The 20,807-nt window shown below is 67.2% G+C and carries 15 protein-coding genes; 9 read left to right on the top strand and 6 right to left on the bottom strand.

What is annotated here, in order from left to right:
• Positions 1–176 precede the first annotated feature (176 nt).
• The 4 genes from SMD14_RS08250 to SMD14_RS08235 all read right to left on the bottom strand — a co-directional run bounded on the left by SMD14_RS08250 (position 177) and on the right by SMD14_RS08235 (position 5,433).
• Complete coding sequence (locus SMD14_RS08250) at positions 177–1,487, bottom strand: RNA polymerase sigma factor (protein ID WP_321215950.1); 1,311 nt, start codon at positions 1,485–1,487, stop codon at positions 177–179.
• 303 nt (positions 1,488–1,790) lie between these two features.
• Positions 1,791–3,029 (bottom strand): DUF4192 domain-containing protein, encoded by a 1,239-nt coding sequence (locus SMD14_RS08245; RefSeq protein ID WP_321215949.1) that lies wholly within the window; start codon positions 3,027–3,029, stop codon positions 1,791–1,793.
• A gap of 77 nt (positions 3,030–3,106) precedes the next feature.
• Positions 3,107–4,459 (bottom strand): MFS transporter, encoded by a 1,353-nt coding sequence (locus SMD14_RS08240; protein WP_321215948.1) that lies wholly within the window; start codon positions 4,457–4,459, stop codon positions 3,107–3,109.
• A 35-nt stretch (positions 4,460–4,494) separates the two neighbouring features.
• Positions 4,495–5,433 carry a PAC2 family protein gene (locus SMD14_RS08235; RefSeq protein WP_321215947.1) on the bottom strand — a complete coding sequence of 313 codons (939 nt, stop codon included), beginning with the start codon at positions 5,431–5,433 and terminating at the stop codon, positions 4,495–4,497.
• Between the two features lie 260 nt (positions 5,434–5,693).
• Between SMD14_RS08235 and SMD14_RS08230 the strand changes: the two genes are divergently transcribed.
• The 5 genes from SMD14_RS08230 to SMD14_RS08210 all read left to right on the top strand — a co-directional run bounded on the left by SMD14_RS08230 (position 5,694) and on the right by SMD14_RS08210 (position 11,785).
• Entirely contained in the window at positions 5,694–7,220 is a 1,527-nt protein-coding gene (locus SMD14_RS08230; RefSeq protein WP_321215946.1) for a leucyl aminopeptidase, read from the top strand.
• A 257-nt stretch (positions 7,221–7,477) separates the two neighbouring features.
• Positions 7,478–8,860, top strand: coding sequence for a dihydrolipoyl dehydrogenase (gene lpdA, locus SMD14_RS08225; RefSeq protein WP_321215945.1), 1,383 nt, complete (start codon positions 7,478–7,480; stop codon positions 8,858–8,860).
• Positions 8,861–8,974: 114 nt separating this feature from the next.
• Complete coding sequence (gene sucB / locus SMD14_RS08220) at positions 8,975–10,729, top strand: 2-oxoglutarate dehydrogenase, E2 component, dihydrolipoamide succinyltransferase (protein ID WP_321215944.1); 1,755 nt, start codon at positions 8,975–8,977, stop codon at positions 10,727–10,729.
• 130 nt (positions 10,730–10,859) lie between these two features.
• A complete protein-coding gene (locus SMD14_RS08215; RefSeq protein WP_157238486.1) occupies positions 10,860–11,210 on the top strand; it encodes a hypothetical protein in 351 nt (116 codons plus the stop codon).
• 146 nt (positions 11,211–11,356) lie between these two features.
• On the top strand, positions 11,357–11,785 hold the full coding sequence (locus SMD14_RS08210; protein WP_157238487.1) for an OsmC family peroxiredoxin: 429 nt from the start codon (positions 11,357–11,359) through the stop codon (positions 11,783–11,785).
• A gap of 83 nt (positions 11,786–11,868) precedes the next feature.
• On the opposite strand, the gene SMD14_RS08205 is transcribed toward SMD14_RS08210, so the two are convergent.
• Entirely contained in the window at positions 11,869–15,366 is a 3,498-nt protein-coding gene (locus SMD14_RS08205; protein ID WP_321215943.1) for a S41 family peptidase, read from the bottom strand.
• Positions 15,367–15,439: 73 nt separating this feature from the next.
• Here SMD14_RS08205 and SMD14_RS08200 point away from each other — a divergent pair, with 73 nt between their 5' ends.
• A complete protein-coding gene (locus SMD14_RS08200; RefSeq protein ID WP_321215942.1) occupies positions 15,440–16,366 on the top strand; it encodes a TIGR01777 family oxidoreductase in 927 nt (308 codons plus the stop codon).
• A 40-nt stretch (positions 16,367–16,406) separates the two neighbouring features.
• Here SMD14_RS08200 and SMD14_RS08195 read toward each other — a convergent pair whose 3' ends face one another.
• On the bottom strand, positions 16,407–18,077 hold the full coding sequence (locus SMD14_RS08195) for a serine/threonine-protein kinase (protein WP_321215941.1): 1,671 nt from the start codon (positions 18,075–18,077) through the stop codon (positions 16,407–16,409).
• A gap of 163 nt (positions 18,078–18,240) precedes the next feature.
• Here SMD14_RS08195 and lipB point away from each other — a divergent pair, with 163 nt between their 5' ends.
• From lipB to SMD14_RS08180, 3 genes are all read left to right on the top strand, one after another.
• Positions 18,241–18,909 carry a lipoyl(octanoyl) transferase LipB gene (gene lipB, locus SMD14_RS08190; RefSeq protein ID WP_321215940.1) on the top strand — a complete coding sequence of 223 codons (669 nt, stop codon included), beginning with the start codon at positions 18,241–18,243 and terminating at the stop codon, positions 18,907–18,909.
• The gene (gene lipA, locus SMD14_RS08185; protein WP_321215939.1) at positions 18,906–19,925 is read left to right on the top strand and encodes a lipoyl synthase; all 1,020 of its coding nucleotides are present in this window, start codon (positions 18,906–18,908) and stop codon (positions 19,923–19,925) included. Before lipB ends, lipA begins: the two co-directional genes overlap by 4 nt.
• A 98-nt stretch (positions 19,926–20,023) precedes the next feature.
• The gene (locus SMD14_RS08180; protein WP_157238492.1) at positions 20,024–20,776 is read left to right on the top strand and encodes a DUF4191 domain-containing protein; all 753 of its coding nucleotides are present in this window, start codon (positions 20,024–20,026) and stop codon (positions 20,774–20,776) included.
• Positions 20,777–20,807 lie beyond the last annotated feature (31 nt).

The raw sequence follows: 20,807 nt of genomic DNA, 5'->3' as shown, positions 1-20,807 counted from the left end.
CAGAAGCTGTTGGGACCCCACCGCAAGGTGGGGTCCCAATCCTTTTAAGCAGTAAAGAGTCAAAGCACTCCCCCGGCCGCAGCGGTCGTGCACGACCTGGCGGAAACAACGCGGCCCGCCGGCTGCCGCACCTGGGGCGCGGCGGCCGGCGGGCCGCGTTGTTGACCGGTCCTGACCTAGTCCAGGTAGTCCCGGAGCACCTGCGACCGCGACGGGTGGCGGAGCTTGGACATGGTCTTCGATTCGATCTGGCGGATGCGCTCACGCGTGACTCCGTAGACCTTTCCGATTTCGTCTAAAGTCTTCGGCTGTCCATCAGTCAGGCCGAAGCGCATGGCCACAACGCCGGCCTCGCGTTCGGACAGCGTGTCCAGGACGGAGTGCAGCTGCTCCTGCAGGAGCGTGAAGCTCACGGCGTCCGCAGGAACCACGGCTTCGGAGTCCTCGATCAGGTCGCCGAACTCGGAGTCGCCGTCCTCGCCCAGGGGCGTGTGCAGCGAAATGGGCTCGCGGCCGTACTTCTGGACTTCAACGACCTTCTCGGGCGTCATGTCCAGTTCGAGGGCCAGCTCTTCGGGCGTGGGTTCACGGCCCAGGTCCTGCAGCATCTGGCGCTGCACGCGGGCCAGCTTGTTGATGACCTCGACCATGTGCACCGGAATACGGATGGTGCGTGCCTGGTCGGCCATGGCGCGGGTGATTGCCTGGCGGATCCACCAGGTGGCGTAGGTGGAGAACTTGAAGCCCTTGGTGTAGTCGAACTTCTCCACCGCACGGATGAGGCCCAGGTTGCCTTCCTGGATGAGGTCCAGGAACAGCATGCCGCGGCCGGTGTAGCGCTTGGCCAGCGAGACCACCAGGCGGAGGTTCGCTTCCAGGAGGTGGTTCTTGGCGCGCTTGCCGTCATGGATGATGAATTCAAGCTCCCGCTTGTACTTCGGATCCATGGAGCCGTCGTCAGCGTTGATCTTTTCCTCGGCAAACAGTCCGGCTTCGATCCGGAGCGCCAGGTCAACTTCCTGCTCGGCGTTGAGCAGCGCGACCTTACCGATCTGCTTCAGGTAGTCCTTGACGGGGTCGGCGGTAGCTCCGGCGGACATGACCTGCTGCACGGGTGCGTCGTCGTCATCGGCGTCCGAGTAGACGAAGCCCTTGCCGGAGCCGGCGGCACCCTTGGCGGGATCTGCCTCGGCGTCGTCCTCGATGACCTCGGGTCCTTCGAGGATGATGTCGTCGAGATCTTCGTCGACTTCTTCTACATCGTCCGCGCCACCGGCCGCAGACTTACCGGCGGCCTCGGCAGCTGCCTTTGCGCCTGGCTTGGGCCCGCGCTTCTTGGGCTCGCGCTTGCCGTCCGCGGCCTCACCGGCAGATGCTTTGTTGGCTGCCCGCGTAGCTGCCCGCTTGGCGTTGGTCGCAGCCTGCTTCTCCTCGGCGGACAGTTCGTCCTGGGCGGCGGGGTCCTTCTTCGTGGAAGACGGGGTCACAGAAAACCTTTCTAGCGGTGGTCTGTGGAATCACCATACGGGCAACACCACTATGACCCTGTCAAGTCCGTGGTGAAAACCAAGCGCTACCACGGCCGGCAGAGTCTATTAAGACAACTGCCGGAGCCGCTGTAATGTTCCCCGAAGGGCACAATCCTGGGCGCTCGATACACGGACCCAACCGGGTCTCGGCAACCATTGTCTCATGTTTTCCCGGTTAACGGCCTCTCCGCTGTTCTCATCGTCCGGCAAGCCCGCCGGCCCGTGCCCGCTGCACGCTCACGCCACCCCTTCGCCCGCCACTCACGCCGCGTCGGGGCCGAATTTCTGCCAGGCTGCCTCCTTCCGTGCCGCCCAGCCGCAGACGGTTCCCCTGTGGACCAGTTCCAGCAGCAGTTCCGCGAGCCGGTACCCGGGTTCCAGATCCAGGGCCTGGGCGAGGTAGGCCGCGGAGAAGGAGCCGCGGCCCCGGCACCACGCGATCCAGCCCCTTCCCGTGAGCGATGCTGCCGCAGCCTTTCCTCCGGACGGTGCGAGTTGCTGGAAAACGAGATCCAAGGCGTCGAGCCTCTCCCAGTCCGGGGCGGCAGGCTGGATCCCCATCAGGACATCGCCATAGCGGGGAACACCCGTTTCCGTCGCCCGGCTGTTCGGAGTTCCACCGGGCGGGGCCGCTTCACGGCCAGGGCCGGCGCCAAAGGCTTCTGCCGGCGGAGCCACAGGTTCAAGGCGGCATTCGCGAAATATGGCGAACTGCCCGGCCCCGGCTTCCGCTGCCGCCCGTCCGGCGGCAGCCATCATCAGGACGGCATCCCGCCATCGCGGTACCAGCAGGGTTGCCCGCAGGAAGCCGTCGCGTTCAGCCTCGGGCAGCCACGGTTCACCCCGCGGACGGTTAAGCAGGGCCGCCCAGACCTCCAGGACAGCGTCAAACTGCTGCCTGCTTCCGCGGCGCAGGTCCAGTTGTGCCAACCACGCCTCTTCGGCCTCCCTGACAGCAGCAAAATGGAGACTGGAACCAGGCAGGACCGCGGCCGCCTGTTCCTGCGGCGCCGGGCCCACGCTGCTTCCGCGGTACACCATTTCTGCGTTCAGGGTGCTGTCCCGGATCTCCTGCACCGGACGTCCGGGAAAAGGGCAGCACGCAGGATCAGCACACAACGCGTCCCGCCAATACTCGCTGCCGACATACCAGGCATCCCGGACCGGCATTCCTGCTCCGCCCAGCGCCCATTGCAGCCCCGCGAGCAGGCTGCCATAGCGGTCCGGCCCTGCCAGCCAGCCATTGTTGGTGAAGAGTGCCAGCAGCGACCCGTCGGCATTACGGTCCGCTTCAAGGTAGGTGCAGACCGTCCGGGCAAAGGCGGCGGGTTGCGCCAGGACGTCCGGGCCGGGCAGATCCAGACGAAGTGTGGCGCCCAGCCGTTTGCCCTGCAACGTCATGGCAACCAGGCTTGCGGACGGCCAGTAGCCCAGCGAGTGGGGAATGAAGCCCAGGACGTCTTCCGGGCTGCGGATTGTCAGGTGTTCTGGAGGTGTCATGCCTCCAGCCTTCATGGACCGCCTGCACCGGGTAAGGACCTGGTCCGGCTATGTGGGGAACCCTGCGCTGTGCAGGACTAGTCGGCGCCGTCCGTAGGCGTCGGCTGCCGGCGCCGGGCGAGGCTTTCCCGCCGCTGGCGGGCAAGGGCGCTGCGCAGGGGTGGAACAATGACGCCCTGCGCGGCCATTTGGCGCCGCACCTTGCGCCGGCATACCAGCATCGCAGCCGCACCGGATCCGATCAGCAGGAGCTGGACGCTCAGGGCAATACGGAACGGATCCAGCCCGTACAGGACGCCGTTGGAGAAACCGCTGGCATACAGGACGTCCAGCATCAGCCCGATCAGGAAGATCGCGACAAGGGCTGCGATGAACCCGCCGACGTTGACGATGCCCGTCGCCGTTCCGATCCGGTGCGCCGGATTGAACGTCCGTGCGAAGTCGAAGCCGATCATCGAGCCGGGGCCGCCGACGGCGAGCACCACGACAAGGCCGGCCAGCAGCCAGAGGGGGGCCCGTCCGGGAGTCAGCAGGACGGCAGCCCATGCCCCCGCTGTAGCGCCGGCAATCAGCAGGACCATGGTGGAACGCCGCAGCGGATGCCTTGACACGAAGCGTCCGATGAACGGCCCTACCGCCATTGCGGCGGCGACGTACAGCGCCATGAGGGCGGCAACTGTTCCGGCATCCAGTCCCTGGCCGGAAATGAGGAAGGGGTAGCCCCAGGTCATGGCAAACACCGTGCCGCTGAACTGGATGGTGAAGTGGCTCCACAACCCTAGCCGTGTCCCCGGCTGGCGCCAGGCCCGGGCCAGGGAGGCGCCGGTTGCCCGCAGGCCCTGTTTCGCGTGCGGCCGTTCCGTGCCCGGCGGGGCGTCCTGCAGGAGCAGCAGGACCAGGACGACGGCGAGCGCGGACAGGCCTGCCAGCATCAGGAACGCGGTGGTCCAGCCTGAGAGATGGAGGACGAAGGCGAACGGGATGACGCTGAACAGCTGGCCCAGCTGGCCGGACATGCCCGTCAGCTGGGTCACCAGGGGAACCCGGGCTGGAGCGAACCACAGGGGAATCAGCCGGATCACGGAGATGAAGGTCATGGCGTCCCCGGCGCCCACCAGCACGCGGCCGGCCACTCCCCCGGGAATTGTGTCGGCAAAAGCGAGTTGGAGCTGGCCCAGGCCCATCAGGGCGGCGCCGCCGGCGATCATGGCGCGCGAGCCGAACCTGTCCACCAGCAGGCCGACCGGGATCTGGAGTCCGGCGTAGACAAGGAGCTGGAGGACAGTGAAGAACGAGATCGCCGACGCGCTGGCATGGAACCGCTCAGTGGCTTCCAGCCCCACCACGCCAAAGGACGTGCGCTGCGCCACGGCTACCAGGTACCCAAAGATTCCGATGGTCCAGATAAGCCAGGCGCGGGGTGCAGTCACCACTTCATTATGCCCGGGGACAACACTGCAGGCCTTTATTGCCCCGGGTTCTCCCGCGCCAGGTACGCTTCCACCGCGGCGCCCAGGACGTCGGCGTTGGGCAGCTCGTCATTCTCGTCGGCGAGGAGCGATCGGCGGACCGTGCCCTCGGCCTTCTCGTCGTAGCGGGTCTCCAGCCGCGACACCACCTGCTGGACTTCCTCGGAGGCGTCAATCTGTTCGGCAATCTGGCGGCTGACCTCGCGGCCGGCTTCGCGGAGCCTGTCCGAGGGCAGCATCAGCGAGGTGGCCGCCCCCAGGTATTCAAGGCCGGCGACGGCTGCCGTGGGGTATTCGGCCTCGGCCAGGTAGTGGGGCACGTGGATGACATAACCGGCAACATTGCGTCCTGCCTCCACCAGGCGGAGTTCCAGGATGTGGCCCACAGCTGCGGGAACCTCCACTGTGGGCTTCCACACCGAGATGCCCTCGATCAGCTCCGGCCGGTTGCCGTGCACCGTGACGCCCACCGGGCGGGTGTGCGGAACCGGCATTGGAATGGAGTGGATCCAGGTAACCAGGTTGACGTCCAGTTGCTCCACGATGCCCACCACGGCGCGGGCAAAGCGTTCCCACTGCAGGTCCGGTTCGAAGCCTGCCAGCAGGAGGAAAGGCTTTCCGAGCCCGTCCACCAGGCGGTACAGGGCCAGCTTCGGCTCCTGGTAGTCCTGGAGGTGGTCCTCCACGAAGGTCAGGTGCGGCCTGCGTGAGCGGTAGTCGATCAGCTGGTCGGCGTCGAACACCGCCACCGGCTCGGCGTCAAGGGAATCCAGCAGCTCCGCATTGATCTGCTTCACCACGTGGCCGGCATCGGCGAATCCGGTGAAGCCCATCACCAGGTTCAGCCCGCGAAGCCCGGGGCTGTGGAACAGCTCAATGTTGCTCGCATAGAGCGCACCGGGGTCCAGCAGGGAGCCGGAGATCCGTTCAAGCACGGCATGTTCCTTTCATAGGTGCGGGTGGACATTCTTTTTTTACAACGCCCCGGGACGGCCTCGCATTCCGGCGCCCGGTGTGGCGCACCTCTCACGAAATACCCCGCGCGCTGCGGCCACGGGCTACGATCGGAACTGGCCTGCCAGACGGGCCTGCAACTCCCGGGCTGCGTTCCGAACGGCCGTACCCGGGGAACCATGGCAGAGCGCCGAACATGCTCCCCTGCCCGAACATCTTTCGAGAATCGAGGACTGACCCCGTGGTCAAGAATACTGAAATCAACCTTAGTACCCTCTCGCGGGACCTGAAGAAGAGCCCCAGCGACGCCGTGGTCATAGGCGTGGGGCAGGGTGCAGACGGTCCCGTCCTCCTGGAGAACCCGCTGACGGCAAGGTCCGCCGAGGCGCTGGCCGATTCCCTTAAGGCGCTCGGCGTCACGGGCGCGGCGGATCAGCTGGTGCGCCTGCCGGGCCTCCCCGAGACCGGCGCGGGTGTCCTGGTTTTGGCCGGCGTGGGCAAGGTATCGGCTGCGCAGCCCCTGGCCGGGGAAACACTGCGCAGGGCGGCCGGTTCCGCCATCCGCCAACTCGCCGGTTTCGCCACGGTTGCCTTGGCGTTCCCGACGGCGACCGCCGCCGACGTCGCAGCCGTGGCCGAAGGTGCCGCCCTGGGGGCCTATTCCTTCACCGAGTTCCGCACTTCCAGGGAAGGCCTGAAGGATCCTGTCCGCAATGCGGTCATTTTCACTGACCTGACCGACCAGAAGGAACTTGCCCCGGTCCTTAAAAGGGCTGCACTGATCGGCAGGGCGGTCAACGCCACCCGTTCGCTGGTGAACCAGCCGCCCAGCCACCTCTACCCCGAGTCCTTCGCCGAGGCCGCGAAGGAGCTGGCCAAGGGCCTGCCCGTGAAGGTCACCGTGTGGGACGAGAAGCGCCTCGAGAAGGAAGGCTTCGGCGGCATCATGGGCGTGGGCAAGGGCTCCGCCCGCCAGCCGCGCCTGGTCAAGGTGGAATACTCTCCCGCCAAGGCAACGTCAAAGATCGCGCTCGTCGGCAAGGGCATCACCTTTGACACTGGCGGAATCTCCATCAAGCCGGCCCTCGGCATGGGTGACATGAAGAGCGACATGGCGGGCGCCGCCGTCGTCCTTAACACTGTCCTGGCCCTGGCGGGACTTGGCCTGCCGGTGAAGGCAACCGCCTGGCTCTGCATCGCCGAGAACATGCCCTCCGGCGCCGCTTCACGTCCGGCCGATGTCCTGACGATGTTCGGCGGAAAGACCGTTGAGGTCCTGAACACCGATGCCGAGGGCAGGCTGGTGATGGCCGACGGCATCGTCGCTGCCAGCGCCGAGTACCCGGACGCCATCATCGACGTCGCAACCCTCACCGGGGCACAGCTGATCGCCCTGGGAAACCGGACAGCGGGTGTCATGGGATCGGACAGCGTGACCGGCCCGCTCAAGGCCGCAGCGGACCGGGCCGGAGAGCTCGTGTGGCCGATGCCGCTTCCCGAGGAACTGCGTCCCAGCCTTGACTCACAGGTCGCCGACCTCGCGAACATCGGCGAACGCCATGGCGGCATGATGACCGCAGCTGTTTTCCTCCGTGAATTCGTGGGTAAGGGCAAGGACGGGGAACAGATCCCCTGGGCCCATATCGACATCGCCGGGCCGTCCTTCAACAACGGGAGCCCCTATGGCTACACCCACAAGCAGGGAACGGGCTGCACCGTCCGGACCCTGGTGGCCTATGTGGAGGACATCCTGGCTGCTGCCGCCTGACATCCGGCGGCCCGCAGCGGACTGGCACGCGGCTTTGCGGGACCGGTGATCCCTATGCCACAAAGCCGCGTGACACTCGACACAAGCGCTCCACAATCGCGGTGCCAGGGTGGAGCATGGATAAGTGGTTCGCTAAGGTGAACCACGGTAGTCACAAATGCAAGAGAATTGGCCTGCTGGAATAATCACAGCAGTGCAGGTTCCAAGACCAGATGATGCGCAGGACCGCGTCATCGTTCACGCGAGGGAGCGTCTAAGTGGCCGATCAGGCAACTGCGCAAGAATTCGACATCCTGGTACTCGGTGGCGGCAGCGGCGGATACGCCGCCGCGCTCCGGGCAGTACAGCTTGGCCTCACCGTCGGCCTCGTGGAGAAAGCCAAGCTGGGCGGCACCTGCCTCCACAACGGCTGCATCCCCACCAAGGCCCTCCTGCACTCCGCGGAGCTGGCCGACCACGCCCGGGACTCCGCAAAGTACGGCGTGAACGTCACCCTCGACGGCATCGACATCAACGCCGTCAACGCGTACAAGGACGGCATCATCGCCGGCAAGTACAAGGGCCTCCAGGGCCTCATCAAGTCCAAGGGCATCACCGTCATCGAGGGTGAAGGCAAGCTCCAGGGCACCGACACGGTGGTGGTTAACGGCACGGCCTACAAGGGCAAGAACATCGTCCTGGCCACCGGCTCCTACTCCCGCACCCTCCCGGGCCTGGAAATCGGCGGCAAGGTCATCACCTCGGACCAGGCCCTCACCATGGATTCCATTCCCAAGAGCGCCATCATCCTGGGCGGCGGCGTGATCGGCGTCGAATTCGCCTCCGTCTGGAAGTCCTTCGGCGTGGACGTCACGATCGTCGAGGGCCTGCCCTCGCTGGTTCCCAACGAGGACGCCACCATCGTGAAGAACTTCGAACGGGCCTTCAAGAAGCGCGGCATCAAGTTCTCCACCGGCGTGTTCTTCCAGGGCGTCGAGCAGAATGACGACGGCGTCAAGGTCACCCTGGTGGACGGCAAGACCTTCGAAGCCGACCTCCTCCTCGTTGCCGTAGGCCGCGGCCCCGTCACCGCCAACCTTGGCTACGAGGAAGCGGGCGTCACAATCGACCGCGGCTTCGTCATCACCAACGAACGCCTGCACACCGGCGTCGGCAACATCTACGCCGTCGGCGACATCGTGCCGGGCGTGCAGCTGGCCCACCGCGGCTACCAGCAGGGCATTTTCGTGGCCGAGGAAATCGCCGGCCTGAAGCCGGTGGTCGTCGAGGACATCAACATCCCGAAGGTCACCTACTCCGACCCCGAAATCGCCACCGTCGGCTACACCGAAAAGGCTGCCAAGGAAAAGTTTGGTGAGGACCAGGTGCAGACCCAGGAATACAACCTCGCCGGCAACGGCAAGAGCTCCATCCTGGGCACGTCCGGCCTGGTCAAACTGGTCCGCCAGAAGGACGGCCCCGTGGTGGGCGTCCACATGATCGGCGCCCGCATGGGCGAGCAGGTCGGCGAAGCCCAGCTGATCGTCAACTGGGAAGCCTACCCGGAGGATGTGGCCCAGCTGGTGCACGCCCACCCCACGCAGAACGAGTCCCTGGGCGAAGCCCACCTGGCACTCGCGGGCAAGCCGCTTCACGGCTAGTTTCCCTCAGCACCAAAGGGCCTGGTGCACCCGGCACGGAATGCCGGGTGCACTAGGCTGGCCAACAGGCAGCAACCATCCGCACTAAAGATCAATAAGGAGAACGGGGACGACATGTCTGAATCCGTTAACTTGCCCGCCCTCGGTGAGAGCGTCACCGAAGGAACCGTCACCCGCTGGCTCAAGCAGGTAGGTGACCGGGTAGAGGTGGACGAGCCGCTGCTCGAAGTCTCCACCGACAAAGTAGACACTGAAATCCCCTCTCCTGTAGCTGGCGTGATTGAGGAAATCCTGGTTGCCGAGGACGAGACCGCCGAGGTCGGCGCTCCCTTGGTCCGCATCGGCGACGGCTCCGGCGCCGGCGCCCCCGCCGAAGAGGCCCCTGCCGCTGAGCAGGCCGCACCGGCCGAGGCCCCGTCCACTGAAGCCCCCGCACCGGACGAAGCCCCTGCACAGGAGGCCCCCGCCCAGGAAGCTTCCGCGCCTGAGGCTCCGGCCGCCGGCGGCGGCGAGAGCCACGAGGTCACCCTCCCGGCCCTCGGCGAGAGCGTCACCGAGGGCACGGTCACCCGCTGGCTGAAAGCCGTCGGCGACGCCGTCGAGGTGGACGAGCCCCTGCTGGAGGTGTCCACGGACAAGGTAGACACCGAAATCCCCTCCCCCGTGGCCGGCACCCTCCAGGAGATCCGCGTCAACGAGGACGAGACCGCAGAGGTGGGCTCCGTCCTGGCCGTCATCGGCTCAGGCGCGGCAGCAGCGCCCGCACCCGCAGCACCGCAGGCCGCCCCCGCCCAGGAAGCCCCCAAGCAGGAAGAGCCGAAGCAGGAAGCCCCCGCAGCAGCACCTGCACCGGCAGCAGCTCCGGCCCCCGCGGCAGCTCCGGCACCGGCACCGCAGGCCGCTCCGGCCGCAGCCGAGGCACCCGCCGCCGGCGGCGAGTCCGGCTACGTCACTCCCCTGGTCCGAAAGCTGGCAAACCAGCACGGCGTGGACATCACCTCCCTCTCCGGCACCGGCGTCGGCGGCCGCATCCGCAAGCAGGATGTCATTGCCGCAGCCGAGGCAAAGGCTGCACCGGCAGCACCTCCGGCCGCGTCCGCGCCGGCAGCATCCGCCGCTGCAGCATCCAACGGCGCAGTCTCCTCACTGCGCGGAACCACGCAGAAAGCGCCGCGCATCCGCCAGGTCATTGCCCGCCGCATGCGCGAATCCCTTGAGGTCTCCACGCAGCTCACGCAGGTCCACGAAGTGGACATGACCAAGGTTGCCAAGCTCCGTGCCCGCGCCAAGAACTCCTTCCAGGCGCAGAACGGCGTCAAGCTGACCTTCCTGCCGTTCATCGCCAAGGCGGTGGCCGAGGCCCTCAAGCAGCACCCCAAGCTCAACGCTGCGTACGACGAGGACAAGCAGGAAATCACCTACCACAACGCCGAGCACCTGGCGATCGCCGTCGACACCGACAAGGGCCTGCTGGTCCCTGTTATCTCCGACGCCGGCAGCCTGAACCTCGCCGGACTGGCGGGCAAGATCGCCGACGTTGCCGGCCGCACCCGCGACGGCAAGATCGGTCCGGACGAACTGTCCGGCGGCACCTTCAGCATCACCAACATCGGCTCGGTCGGTGCGCTGTTTGATACCCCGATCATCAACCAGCCGCAGGTGGGCATCCTCGGCACCGGCGCCATCGTCAAGCGCGCCGTCGTTGTTGCCGACGAGAACGGCGACGACTCGATCGCCATCCGCTCCATGATGTACCTGTCCCTGACGTACGACCACCGCCTGGTGGACGGCGCGGACGCCGGCCGGTTCCTCCAGACCCTGAAGGCACGCCTTGAAGAAGGCGCCTTCGAGGCTGACCTGGGGCTGTAACAGGCCGGAACGCACGACGGCGGTGCAGGCACCGGTGGGGATCCACTGGGCGGCCTGCACCGCCGTCGTCATTTAACTGCTACGGAACCTGACTACTACAAGCCGTAGAACCCTTGGCTACACTGGTCCCATGAACATCGTCTATAACATCGTGGTTTTCCTGCACATCGTCGGCGCCGCCATGATCGTCGGCATCTGGATCGGCCAAATGAAGAAGCCCACGGTCCACCCCCGCCAGTTCGACGGCGCCATGCTCCAGCTGCTGACCGGGGTCGCGCTGATGGGGCTGATCCCGGCCCTGGACATGGACGCCAACTACGCCAAGCTGGGCATCAAGTTCGTCATCGCCCTCGCCGTCGGCGTACTGGCGTTCATCGGCCGCCGCAAGTACAAGAACAACGAGCCAATCAGCACCGGCCTGGCGCACGCCGTGGGCGGACTCGCGCTGCTGAACATCGCCATCGCCACCATCTGGAAGTGATGGTCCCGCCGGCGGCAGCCCGCCGCCGGGTCATAATCCACTGACAGCGGACACCCGGTGCAAGCAGCCGCTGAAGTCCCTAGGATGGGACACGGCGGGGTCTAGGCAGCGGCCTGCCCCGGATTCGATCAATCTGAGGAGTGAACATGGCAGCAACGCGTTCAGCAAACGCAGTATGGAACGGCAACCTGACGGAAGGCGCCGGTACCACCAGCCTGGCCACCTCAGGCCTGGGCACGTTCGATGTCACCTGGAAGGCCCGTACCGAAGCGGCCAACGGCAAGACCAGCCCGGAGGAACTCATCGCCGCAGCCCATGCCGCGTGCTTCTCGATGGCGTTCAGCAACGAACTCGATAAGGCGGGCCACGCGCCTGAGGAAGTCCGCACCAAGGCTGACGTGACGTTTGTCCCCGGTACCGGAATCACCGGCAGCCACCTGACCATGTCGGCACGGGTCCCCGGCATCTCCGAGGAGGAGTTCCAGAAGATCGCGGGCGAGGCCAAGGTGGGCTGCCCCGTTTCGGGCGCCCTGGCCAGCATCGACATCACCCTGGATGCAACGCTGGAGTCCTGATCCGGCGCTGATGGCAAAAGGCCCCGCCTGTCCGGAATGTTCCGGACAGGCGGGGCCTTTTTCTGCTTTCCGCGCGGCCCCGGTCAGTTGCCTTGTCGGCGCGCCGGGAGCGGAGCCGGACGCAGCCGGCGGTACCCTTCCCGGGCCGGCGGACGGTCCGTGGGCAGCTCCTGGACCATTTCCTTCAGCGCCCCAATGCCGTACTCCAGCTGTGGGTCCCGGCCCGCCGCATAGGCATGCGGCGGGTAGGTGACCTCGATGTCCGGGTCGACGCCGTAGTTCTCCACGCCCCAGCCCACGCCGCCGCCGAACCAGGTGGCGTACCGCGGCTGCGTCACGCCGGTGCCGTCGGCAAGGGAGAAGCGGTTGTCGATGCCCACCACGCCGCCCCAGGTGCGGGTGCCGATGACCGGTCCGATCCCCCTGAGCTTGGACACCTGGGTGATGATGTCGCCGTCCGAGCCAGCGAATTCGTCGGCCAGAATGATCACGGGTCCGCGCGGTGCGTGGTGCGGGTAGGTTCGCGGCTTTTCCCCGCGTGGCATGCTCCAACCGGTCACCTTGCGGCCGATCAGTTCTGCGACCAGTTGCGAGGTGTGCCCGCCACGGTTGCGGCGGACATCGACAATGAGGCCGTCAAGCGCAGTTTCCGTGTCAAGGTCCCGGTGCAGCTGTGCCCAGCCGTTGGCCATCATGTCCGGAATGTGCAGGTAGCCGAACTTGCCCCCGGAGGCTTCGCGGACGGTGCGCCGGTTTGAGGCCACCCATTCCTGGTACCGCAGGCGCTCCTCGTCCTTGACGGGAACGACGGCGACGCGGCGCTGGGTGCCTGCTGCGGCCCCGTGTTCCGGACCATTCAGGAGGGTGAGCTCCACAGCCCGCCCGGCTGCTCCCACCAGCTGCATGGCCGGGGTGATGCCTTCGGACAACGGCACGCCGTCGACAGCCAGCAGGAAGTCGCCGGCCTTTGCGCCGACTCCCGGTCTGGTCAGGGGTGAAGTGGCCAGCGGATCGGAGGACTCGCCGGCAAGGATCCGGGTGATCTCCCACCCGCCGGAGACGTACGCCAGGTCCGCGCCGAGCCTGCCCTGGCCGTGGCTGCCGTTTTCGGTGACGGGCGCCGGCCGGACGTAGGCATGCGACGTCCCCAGCTCGCCGTGCAGCTCCCACAGGAGGTCCACCAAATCATCGTGCGAGCCGAGGCGCTCCACCAGGGGACGGTAACGCCGGTGGATGGAATCCCAGTCCTGCCCCGCCATGTCCTCGGTCCAGAAGAAATCGCGCTGCAGCCGCCAGGCCTCGTCAAAAGCCTGCCCCCAGACACTGAGCGGGTCCATCATGACCCTGATCCGGCCGAGGTCAACCTTGACCAGCTTCCCGGACTCCTCGTCCACCTTGGCGTCGGCCGGGACCACTGTCACCTGCTTGTCCGAGATCAGCACCACCTTGCTGCGGTCCCCTGACAGCCGGTAGCTGTCCAGCGCGTCCACGAGGGTGGCCTGCTTGCGCCGGCCAAGGTCGTACCGGACCAGGCTGGGCCGGGAATCCTTGTCCTCCTGGCTGGCTTTTCCATCACCGGTCACGCCGGCCAGGGCCCAGTCGAGCCACAGCAGCGCCCCCTCGGCGGCCTTCAGGGACGTGTAGTTGCCCTGCGGCACGGGCACGGTGATGACCCGGTGCGCCAGGCCCTCGGGATCCACCCGGACCTCCGGCTGCTCCGGGCCCGTGCCGTCCTGCTGCCCGGCTGCCTCGGCGGACGGCGTGCCTGCACCGTCGGAGTCCACGGCGGGGCCGAAGGGCGACGGCGTATCCGAGGCGAGTGCTACAAGGTACGGCTTGATGGGGCTGGGGAAGGAGAGGTCGAAGGAGTGTCCGTCGTACACCGGATCGAAGCTGCGGTTGGAGAGGAAGGCCAGGAACCTGCCGTCGGGGGTGAAGGCCGGCGACTGGTCACAGAAGCGCCCGTCGGTGACTTCCACCGGGGCGGCGCCGGGCTTTGCCACGTTGGCCAGCCGCAGCCGGCTGCGCGAACCAAAGGACGTGACCGGCTCCGACCATACGAGCCACTGCGAGTCCCCTGACCATGCGAGGTCCGCAACCGTGCCCTCGCCGATGCTGGACACCAGTGTCAGCTCGCCCGTGCGCGTGTCTGCCACGTAGACCTCACCGAAGGACGTGCCCAGGGCTATCCGGCGACCGTCCGGGCTCGCCTCGAGGGCACTGGCACGCGACGGCTTGGGGAAGGCGATGCGGGTTGCGGCCGGCCCTGCCGGTGCCTCCGCAGCCGGGGCGCCGGATTCAGGCGCGACGTCGGCCTGCTCGTCCGAGGCATGGGCGGCCGGCGTGTTCCCGGCGAGCACGACAGCGCCGGCAGCAGGGACGGGCTGCGGCAGCACCACGGCGTCCTCCGGCGGCGCGCCGTTGTCCAATGCCGCGCTGGTCCCCTTTGTGCCCGCTGCAGCTGTGCCGGCTGCAGCGGCAGGGTGCGGCACAGGGGCCGCGATGTCCTTGATGTACAGCGCCTCCACGCCATCGTGGTCCGCCAGGTAGGCAAGCCGGCCGTCGCCAAGGGGCCGGGGCAGGCGGGCGCGGACACCCGGCGTTGCCTCAATGATGCGGGACGGACCATCCTTGTGGCGGAGCCAGTGGATGGTGCCGTGGGCCTCGACCGCACTTGCAGTGCCGCTGGTTTCCGGTACCACCGCGCCGAGGTGTTTGGCCGCCTTCAGCAGTACAGGGCGCCTGGACTGCGATGCGGAGCCCAGGCTGATGTCCAGCCGGACGGCGTCGGAACCGAGGTCGTGCAGCACCCAGAGCTCACCGGCGGACTCGAAGATCACGCGTTTGCCGTCTGTGGAGGCGTGCCGGACATAGAAGTCCTCGTGGTCCGTATGCCGGCGCAGGTCCTTTCCGCCCGGCAGGACCGAATACAGGTTGCCGTAACCCTCGTGGTCGGAAAGGAACGCGATGCGGCCATCCACCCACATTGGATCAGCGAGGTTGCCCTCAAGCTCCGGAAGGAGGCGCTCGAACTCCCCGTTGCCGTCGGTGTCGATCCACAGCTTCCCTGCCGTGCCGCCGCGGTAGCGCTTCCACCAGGCGGGTTCGCGGGACAGCACGCTGCCCACCACCACTGGCCGCTCGTCACCCACCTCCGGGCCAAAGGCCACGGACTCAACCGGCCCGTACGGGAGTTCCTCGGCCCAGCCGCCCTCCAGCGGGACACTGTACGCGTGCGTGTGCCTGCTTTCGGCCTGGCGGAAGGCACTTGTGACCACTACCGCACCGCCGGCGGTGAAGCCCTTTACCCTCGTGGTGCTGTGGCCGAAGTACGTCAGCTGGCGGTATCCCCCGCCGTCGACCTCTGCCGATACCACCTCAGGCGCCGTTCCCTGGACCACTGTCCACACCAGCCGCTTCCCGTCGGGAGTGAAGCGGGGATTGCGGGCGGGCAGCTGGAGTGCCGAGACGCGCCAGGCGCGGCCGCCGCCCAGGGGCGCAATCCACACGTCATCCTCGGCCACGAAAGTGACCAGATCACCATGCAGATGCGGGAAACGGAAGTAGCTCGAAAAGGTCATCGTTCGATCATAGTCAACCCCCCTGCGGCCTGTCGGGAGGTGCCGCCGCGCACGTGGCGTGGTGAGATGGACCATGCGTATCGTCATGGCCGGGGCCTCCGGGCTGATCGGCAAATCCATGTCAGCAACCTTCCGGAACGCCGGACACGACGTCGTGTCCTTGGTCAGGCGGAAGCCCGGCACGGCGGCGGAAGTCCGGTGGAACCCTGCCGCGGGGGAACTGGACCCGCAGGCCCTGGCCGGGGCTGACGCCGTCGTCAATCTCTCCGGCGCGGGCATCGGTGACCGGCCATGGACCCGCAGGCGCGTTGAGGAGCTCTTCCGCTCGCGGGTGGATTCAACGCGCACCCTCACCCGGGCGATGCAGCAGATGGATTCCCCGCCGCATGTCCTGCTGAGCCAGTCCGGCTCCAACTACTACGGCAACGCGGGAAATACTGTGCTCCGTGAAGATGCGCCGCGGGGTTCCGGAACGTTGGCCGCGATCTGCGGGGAGTGGGAGGACGCCGCTGCCACCGCTCCCCCGGGTGTGCGGGTGGTGGTGACCCGGACGGGCGTGGTACTCAGCCGGAAGGGAGGCGCCCTGGGCAGGCTGATGCCGCTGATCCGGCTGGGCGTGGGCGGCCCGCTGGGAAACGGCCGCCAGTACTGGCCCTGGATTACCCTTCCGGATGTTTCCGCGGCGTTCCTCTTTTTGCTGGAGTCCGGCATTAGCGGGCCGGTCAACCTGTGTGCTCCCGAGGACGCCGACGTCAATGCCCTGGTGTCGGCGCTTGCCCGCGCCGTGCACCGCCCAGCGGCCCTGCGGGTACCTGCCCCGGTCCTCCGGCTGGTGATGCGTGCGCTGGCGGACGAACTCCTGCTGTCCAGCCAGCGCATGGAGCCTGCCGTGCTTCGGGCGGCCGGATTCCAGTGGCAGCACCCCACGCTGGCACAGGCCGCGCAGTGGGTTGCGGGCCAGGACAAGGTTGCAGGCAAAGAAGGGGCCGGCCTGGGCTAAGGCAGCCGGCCGCTGCGGCAGGATCAGGAGCCCGGCAAGATCAGGAGCCCGGCAGGATCTCGCTGATCCGCCACCTGCCGTCCCCGGCTACGAGGACCAGCCTGAGCTGGCGCGCTCCGGCGGCCGGCCCGGCCCCAACGACCACGCCCTGGGCGTCCTTCTCCTCATAGGCGGAGGAACTGGACAGGACACGCACCACGGCGCGCTCGGCTGTTGCGCCGTCCTCGGTGCGAAGCTCCGCAAGGTTGCTGGCGAACCCGTCGAGGATGTGGCCGGAGCTGCGCAGGCGCTCCACCGCCTGCTGGTCCGAGGCCGCTGCCGGCGAATCCTTGGCATTGACTTCTGCCAGCAGTTCCCAATAGCCCCTGCTGAAAGCCAGGTCCCGCAGGAGGGCAAGTCCCTCCACCGCCTGGACGGGATCGGAGTCCCCGGCCTGCTGCCTGGCGGCATCGGCAGGGCCTGCCCCGCCCTCAGTGCCGCTCCCTGTTCCAGCGGCTGCCGTACCGGCAGCCACGGGCGGCGGCGCAGCGGCGGCAGCTGATCCCCGGGCGGCGGGGGCAGTTTCGGCGGCCGTACCACCGGTTCCAGCGAGCCACCACACGCCTGCGGCAGCCACCGCCGCGGCCGCCGGCAGCACTCGCCGCAACACCGGAGAACGGCGCCGCCCCCTGCCCGGCGCTGCGAGAGCGTGCCTTCCTCGGGAAGGACGAACCTCGCCCGTGGCATTCGGGAAGGGCATGCGTCGCCTGGAAAGCGGCAGCGCCCCCCACTTCGCAGCGGCGAACCGCCTGCCGGCGGCCGCGGCCCTGTCCTTGACTGCTCCGCGCCGGGACGGCGCCGGGATGTGCCGGCGGGTCATCAATTCCGGGATCACCGTGGGATGGACCGAGGCCGCGAGGTCCAGCGGCCGGGGCGAGGCACTGCGGTAGACGGCCGTGGCCAGGGCAGCCGCCGTGGGCCGGCGCCTCCGGTCTTCATTGAGCCCGGCCTCCAGGGCGGCCGCCAGCTCCCGTGGAACATCCGGAACCAGGAGGGAAAGCGGCGGCCGGTCAACCGTACGGGGCGGAGCCTGGCCGGTCAGGCAAAACCAGCCGAGTGCCGCCGTCGCATAGACGTCCCGTTCCGGTTGGAGGCCCCGCACTGCGTCCACCGGGGCCGGGTCCACGAAGCCGGGCGTCCCGGAAAGCGCGGTACTGCCCGGGTCACCCAGCATCCGCGCTATGCCGAGATCGGACAGGAGCGGTTTGCCCTGTCCGGTGAACAGGACGTTTCCCGGGGAGACGTCCGAGTGGGTGAATCCCTTGCTGTGCAGGTAGCCCAGGACCTGGGCCAGGGGCGTCAGTACCGTCACTGTTTCGCCAACAGTGAGCCGGCCGCGGCTGGACACCAGGGCGGCCAGGGACCCGCCGGAAGCGTAGTCCATGACCAGCGCCGTCCCGCCGTCCGGCTGTCCTCCCAGCCGGACGGCGTCACGCGCTTTGACCAGGTGCTGGTGGTCCAGGACGGACAGGATCCGGATCTCACGCCGCACGGCGTCTTCCGTCACCGTCTCCGGGCGGATTGACCGGGCCGGGCCTGAGCGGAAGCATTTCACCGCGAAGTTCCGCCCCGTCTTCTGCTCCCTGGCCAGCCACACAACCGCGCTCCCGCCCTGCCCTAGCAGGCGTTCGACGGCGAAGCCCGGCACCTCGGGTGCCTGCAAATCTTCCATAGCTCATGTCTAGCCGAATCCGGCCGGGCCTGCAGAAGTTATCCACAGGCATGCCAACCCGGCTCCGCGCTGGTGCCGGAGCCCCTGTGACGTGCCCCCTGCAGGTGGGTGAGCTTAAGCACTAAACCGGGCGCGGGACGCCGCGGGGTCTAAGCTGGATGCCATGACTCTTGAGTTTTCACAGCTGGGTCTTGCTCCGGATTTTGTCGATTACACACGTGGTTGGGAAATCCAGAGCGAACTCCATGACAAAGTGGTCGCGGGGATGGCACCCAGCACTGTCCTCCTCCTGGAACACGCACCGGTGTATACCGCCGGAAAACGGACCGAGGACCACGAACGGCCGTTCGACGGCACCCCGGTGGTCCCGGTGGACCGCGGCGGGAAACTGACCTGGCACGGTCCGGGCCAGCTGGTGGGATACCCCATTATCAAACTGAAGAACCGGGCAGGCATCCGCGATTACGTCGAACGCCTGGAATCCGTGATCATCGCGGTCCTCGCTGACTACGGGATCAACGCCGTGCGCATCAAGGGCAGGGCCGGGGTGTGGATCACCGCGGACAGCAAGGGCCCGGACCGGAAGATCGCCGCCATCGGCATCCGGGTGCACGAGGGCGTGACCATGCACGGCTTCGCCATCAACTGCAACAACGATCTTGCACCGTACTCGCAGATCATCGCCTGCGGAATCACGGATGCCGGCGTGACAACCATTGCCCGGGAAACCGGCCATGACGTTGCCCCCGCTGACCTTGTTTCCCGGATCACCGAAGAACTGCGCAAGAATGAAGACGCCCTGGTCGCTACCCCCGAAGGAGCTCTACTGTGACATTGGCACCTGAAGGCCGGAAGCTTTTGCGCGTTGAACAGCGCAACTCGGCTGTCCCGGTGGAGCGGAAGCCGGACTGGATCAAGGCCAAGGTCCAGATGGGCCCGGAGTTCGTCCAGCTCAAGAACCTGGTCAAGAAGGAAGGCCTGCACACGGTGTGTGAGGAGGCCGGCTGCCCCAACATCTTCGAGTGCTGGGAGGACAAGGAAGCCACTTTCCTGATCGGCGGGTCCGAGTGCACCCGGCGGTGTGACTTCTGCCAGATCGATACCGGCAAGCCCTCCCCGGTGGACAGGTTCGAACCCACCAAGGTGGCCCGCTCCGTCCAGGCCATGCAGCTGCGCTACGCCACCGTCACCGGGGTGGCCCGCGACGACCTCGAGGACGAGGGCGTGTGGCTGTACGCCGAAACGGTCCGCAAGATCCACGAACTGAACCCCGGCACCGGGGTGGAGCTGCTGATCCCGGACTTCTCCGGCAAACCCGAACACATCGAAGCGATCTGCGACTCCAGGCCCGAGGTCTTCGCGCACAACGTGGAGACGGTGCCGAGGATTTTCAAGCGGATCCGGCCCGCGTTCCGCTATGAGCGGTCCCTGGACGTGATCACGCAGGGCCGGAACCTGGGCATGGTGACCAAGTCCAACCTGATCCTGGGCATGGGCGAAACCCGGGAAGAGATCTCCGAGGCGCTGCGGGACCTGCACGAGGCCGGCTGCGACCTGATCACCATCACCCAGTACCTGCGCCCGTCCGAGCGGCACCTGCCGGTGGACCGCTGGGTCAAGCCGCAGGAATTCGTGGACCTCCAGGACGAGGCCAACGAGATCGGCTTCCTGGGCGTCATGTCCGGGCCGCTGGTCCGCTCCTCCTACCGCGCCGGCCGGCTCTGGGCCACCGCGATGCGGAAGAAGGGCCGCGACATCCCCGCCGAACTCGCCCACATCGCCGACGGCATCCAGGACTCCGGCACCACCCGCCAGGAAGCCAGCTCACTGCTCGCCGCCCGTTCCTGAGCTGCGCACCGCCACAAAATCACAGCGCCACCCAAGGGCCGGCACCGGAAGACTCCGGTGCCGGCCCTTGGGCTTTGGTCACGTAGAATTGAGGAACTATGGCGAAATCCCCTGATTCCAGCAACTCCACTCCGTCTGGCTCCAGCGCAGTCAAGCGTGGCCTCTTCTCGCGGAAGCCCAAAGAGGCCAAGGTCAAGAAGCCCAGCCGGCTCAAGCAGATCGGCGAAGTCTTCACCATGACGCGCCGTCATGACCCCATGGTTCCGTGGCTTATGCTGCTGGTCTTCCTTGGCGTTGTGGCTGTCAGCTTCCTGGTCGGCTTCTGGCTGGACAACTGGATCACCGGCCTGATCATCGGCATCCCGCTGGGCCTGCTCGGTGCCACGTTCATCTTGTCGCGCCGGGCCGAGCGTGCCGCCTTCGCGCAGATCGAGGATCAGCCCGGCGCCTCCGGCGCTGCCCTGGGCACCCTGCGGCGCGGCTGGATCACCGAGGAACAGCCCGTTGCCGTCAACCCCCGCACGCAGGACGCCGTCTTCCGCGCAATTGGCCGTCCCGGCGTCGTGCTCGTCAGCGAAGGCCCCACGCACCGCGTAAAGCCGCTGCTGGAGGCCGAACGCAAGCGCCTCGCGCGCATCCTGCCCAACGTCACCGTGCACGTCATTGAAAGCGGCCGCGGCGAGGGCCAGGTGCCCCTCAGCGAAGTAGCCAAGAAGATGGGCAAGCTCAAGAAGGAACTGACCAAGCTTGAGGTGAATGCCGTGTCGAAGCGGATTGCATCCCTGGGCAACCGCCTCCCGATTCCCAAGGGCATTGACCCCTACAAGGCGCGTCCCAACCGCGGACGCTAGGTTTTGAACCCGCCCCGGTTCCGGCTTAGGC

Source organism: Pseudarthrobacter oxydans (genome assembly GCF_034258515.1).
Lineage (GTDB): Bacteria > Actinomycetota > Actinomycetes > Actinomycetales > Micrococcaceae > Arthrobacter.
The sequence above is the reverse complement of the archived record's forward strand: the minus strand, read 5'-3'. Positions and strand labels throughout refer to the sequence as shown.

Bases quoted from the DNA above. Each gene is read 5' to 3' on its own strand.
- SMD14_RS08210 (WP_157238487.1), top strand. From the start codon at position 11,357: ATGGCAGCAACGCGTTCAGCAAACGCAGTATGGAACGGCAACCTGACG.
- SMD14_RS08200 (WP_321215942.1), top strand. From the start codon at position 15,440: ATGCGTATCGTCATGGCCGGGGCCTCCGGGCTGATCGGCAAATCCATG.
- SMD14_RS08180 (WP_157238492.1), top strand. From the start codon at position 20,024: ATGGCGAAATCCCCTGATTCCAGCAACTCCACTCCGTCTGGCTCCAGC.
- sucB (WP_321215944.1), top strand. From the start codon at position 8,975: ATGTCTGAATCCGTTAACTTGCCCGCCCTCGGTGAGAGCGTCACCGAA.
- SMD14_RS08215 (WP_157238486.1), top strand. From the start codon at position 10,860: ATGAACATCGTCTATAACATCGTGGTTTTCCTGCACATCGTCGGCGCC.
- SMD14_RS08245 (WP_321215949.1), bottom strand. From the start codon at position 3,029: ATGACACCTCCAGAACACCTGACAATCCGCAGCCCGGAAGACGTCCTG.
- SMD14_RS08205 (WP_321215943.1), bottom strand. From the start codon at position 15,366: ATGACCTTTTCGAGCTACTTCCGTTTCCCGCATCTGCATGGTGATCTG.
- SMD14_RS08195 (WP_321215941.1), bottom strand. From the start codon at position 18,077: ATGGAAGATTTGCAGGCACCCGAGGTGCCGGGCTTCGCCGTCGAACGC.
- lipB (WP_321215940.1), top strand. From the start codon at position 18,241: ATGACTCTTGAGTTTTCACAGCTGGGTCTTGCTCCGGATTTTGTCGAT.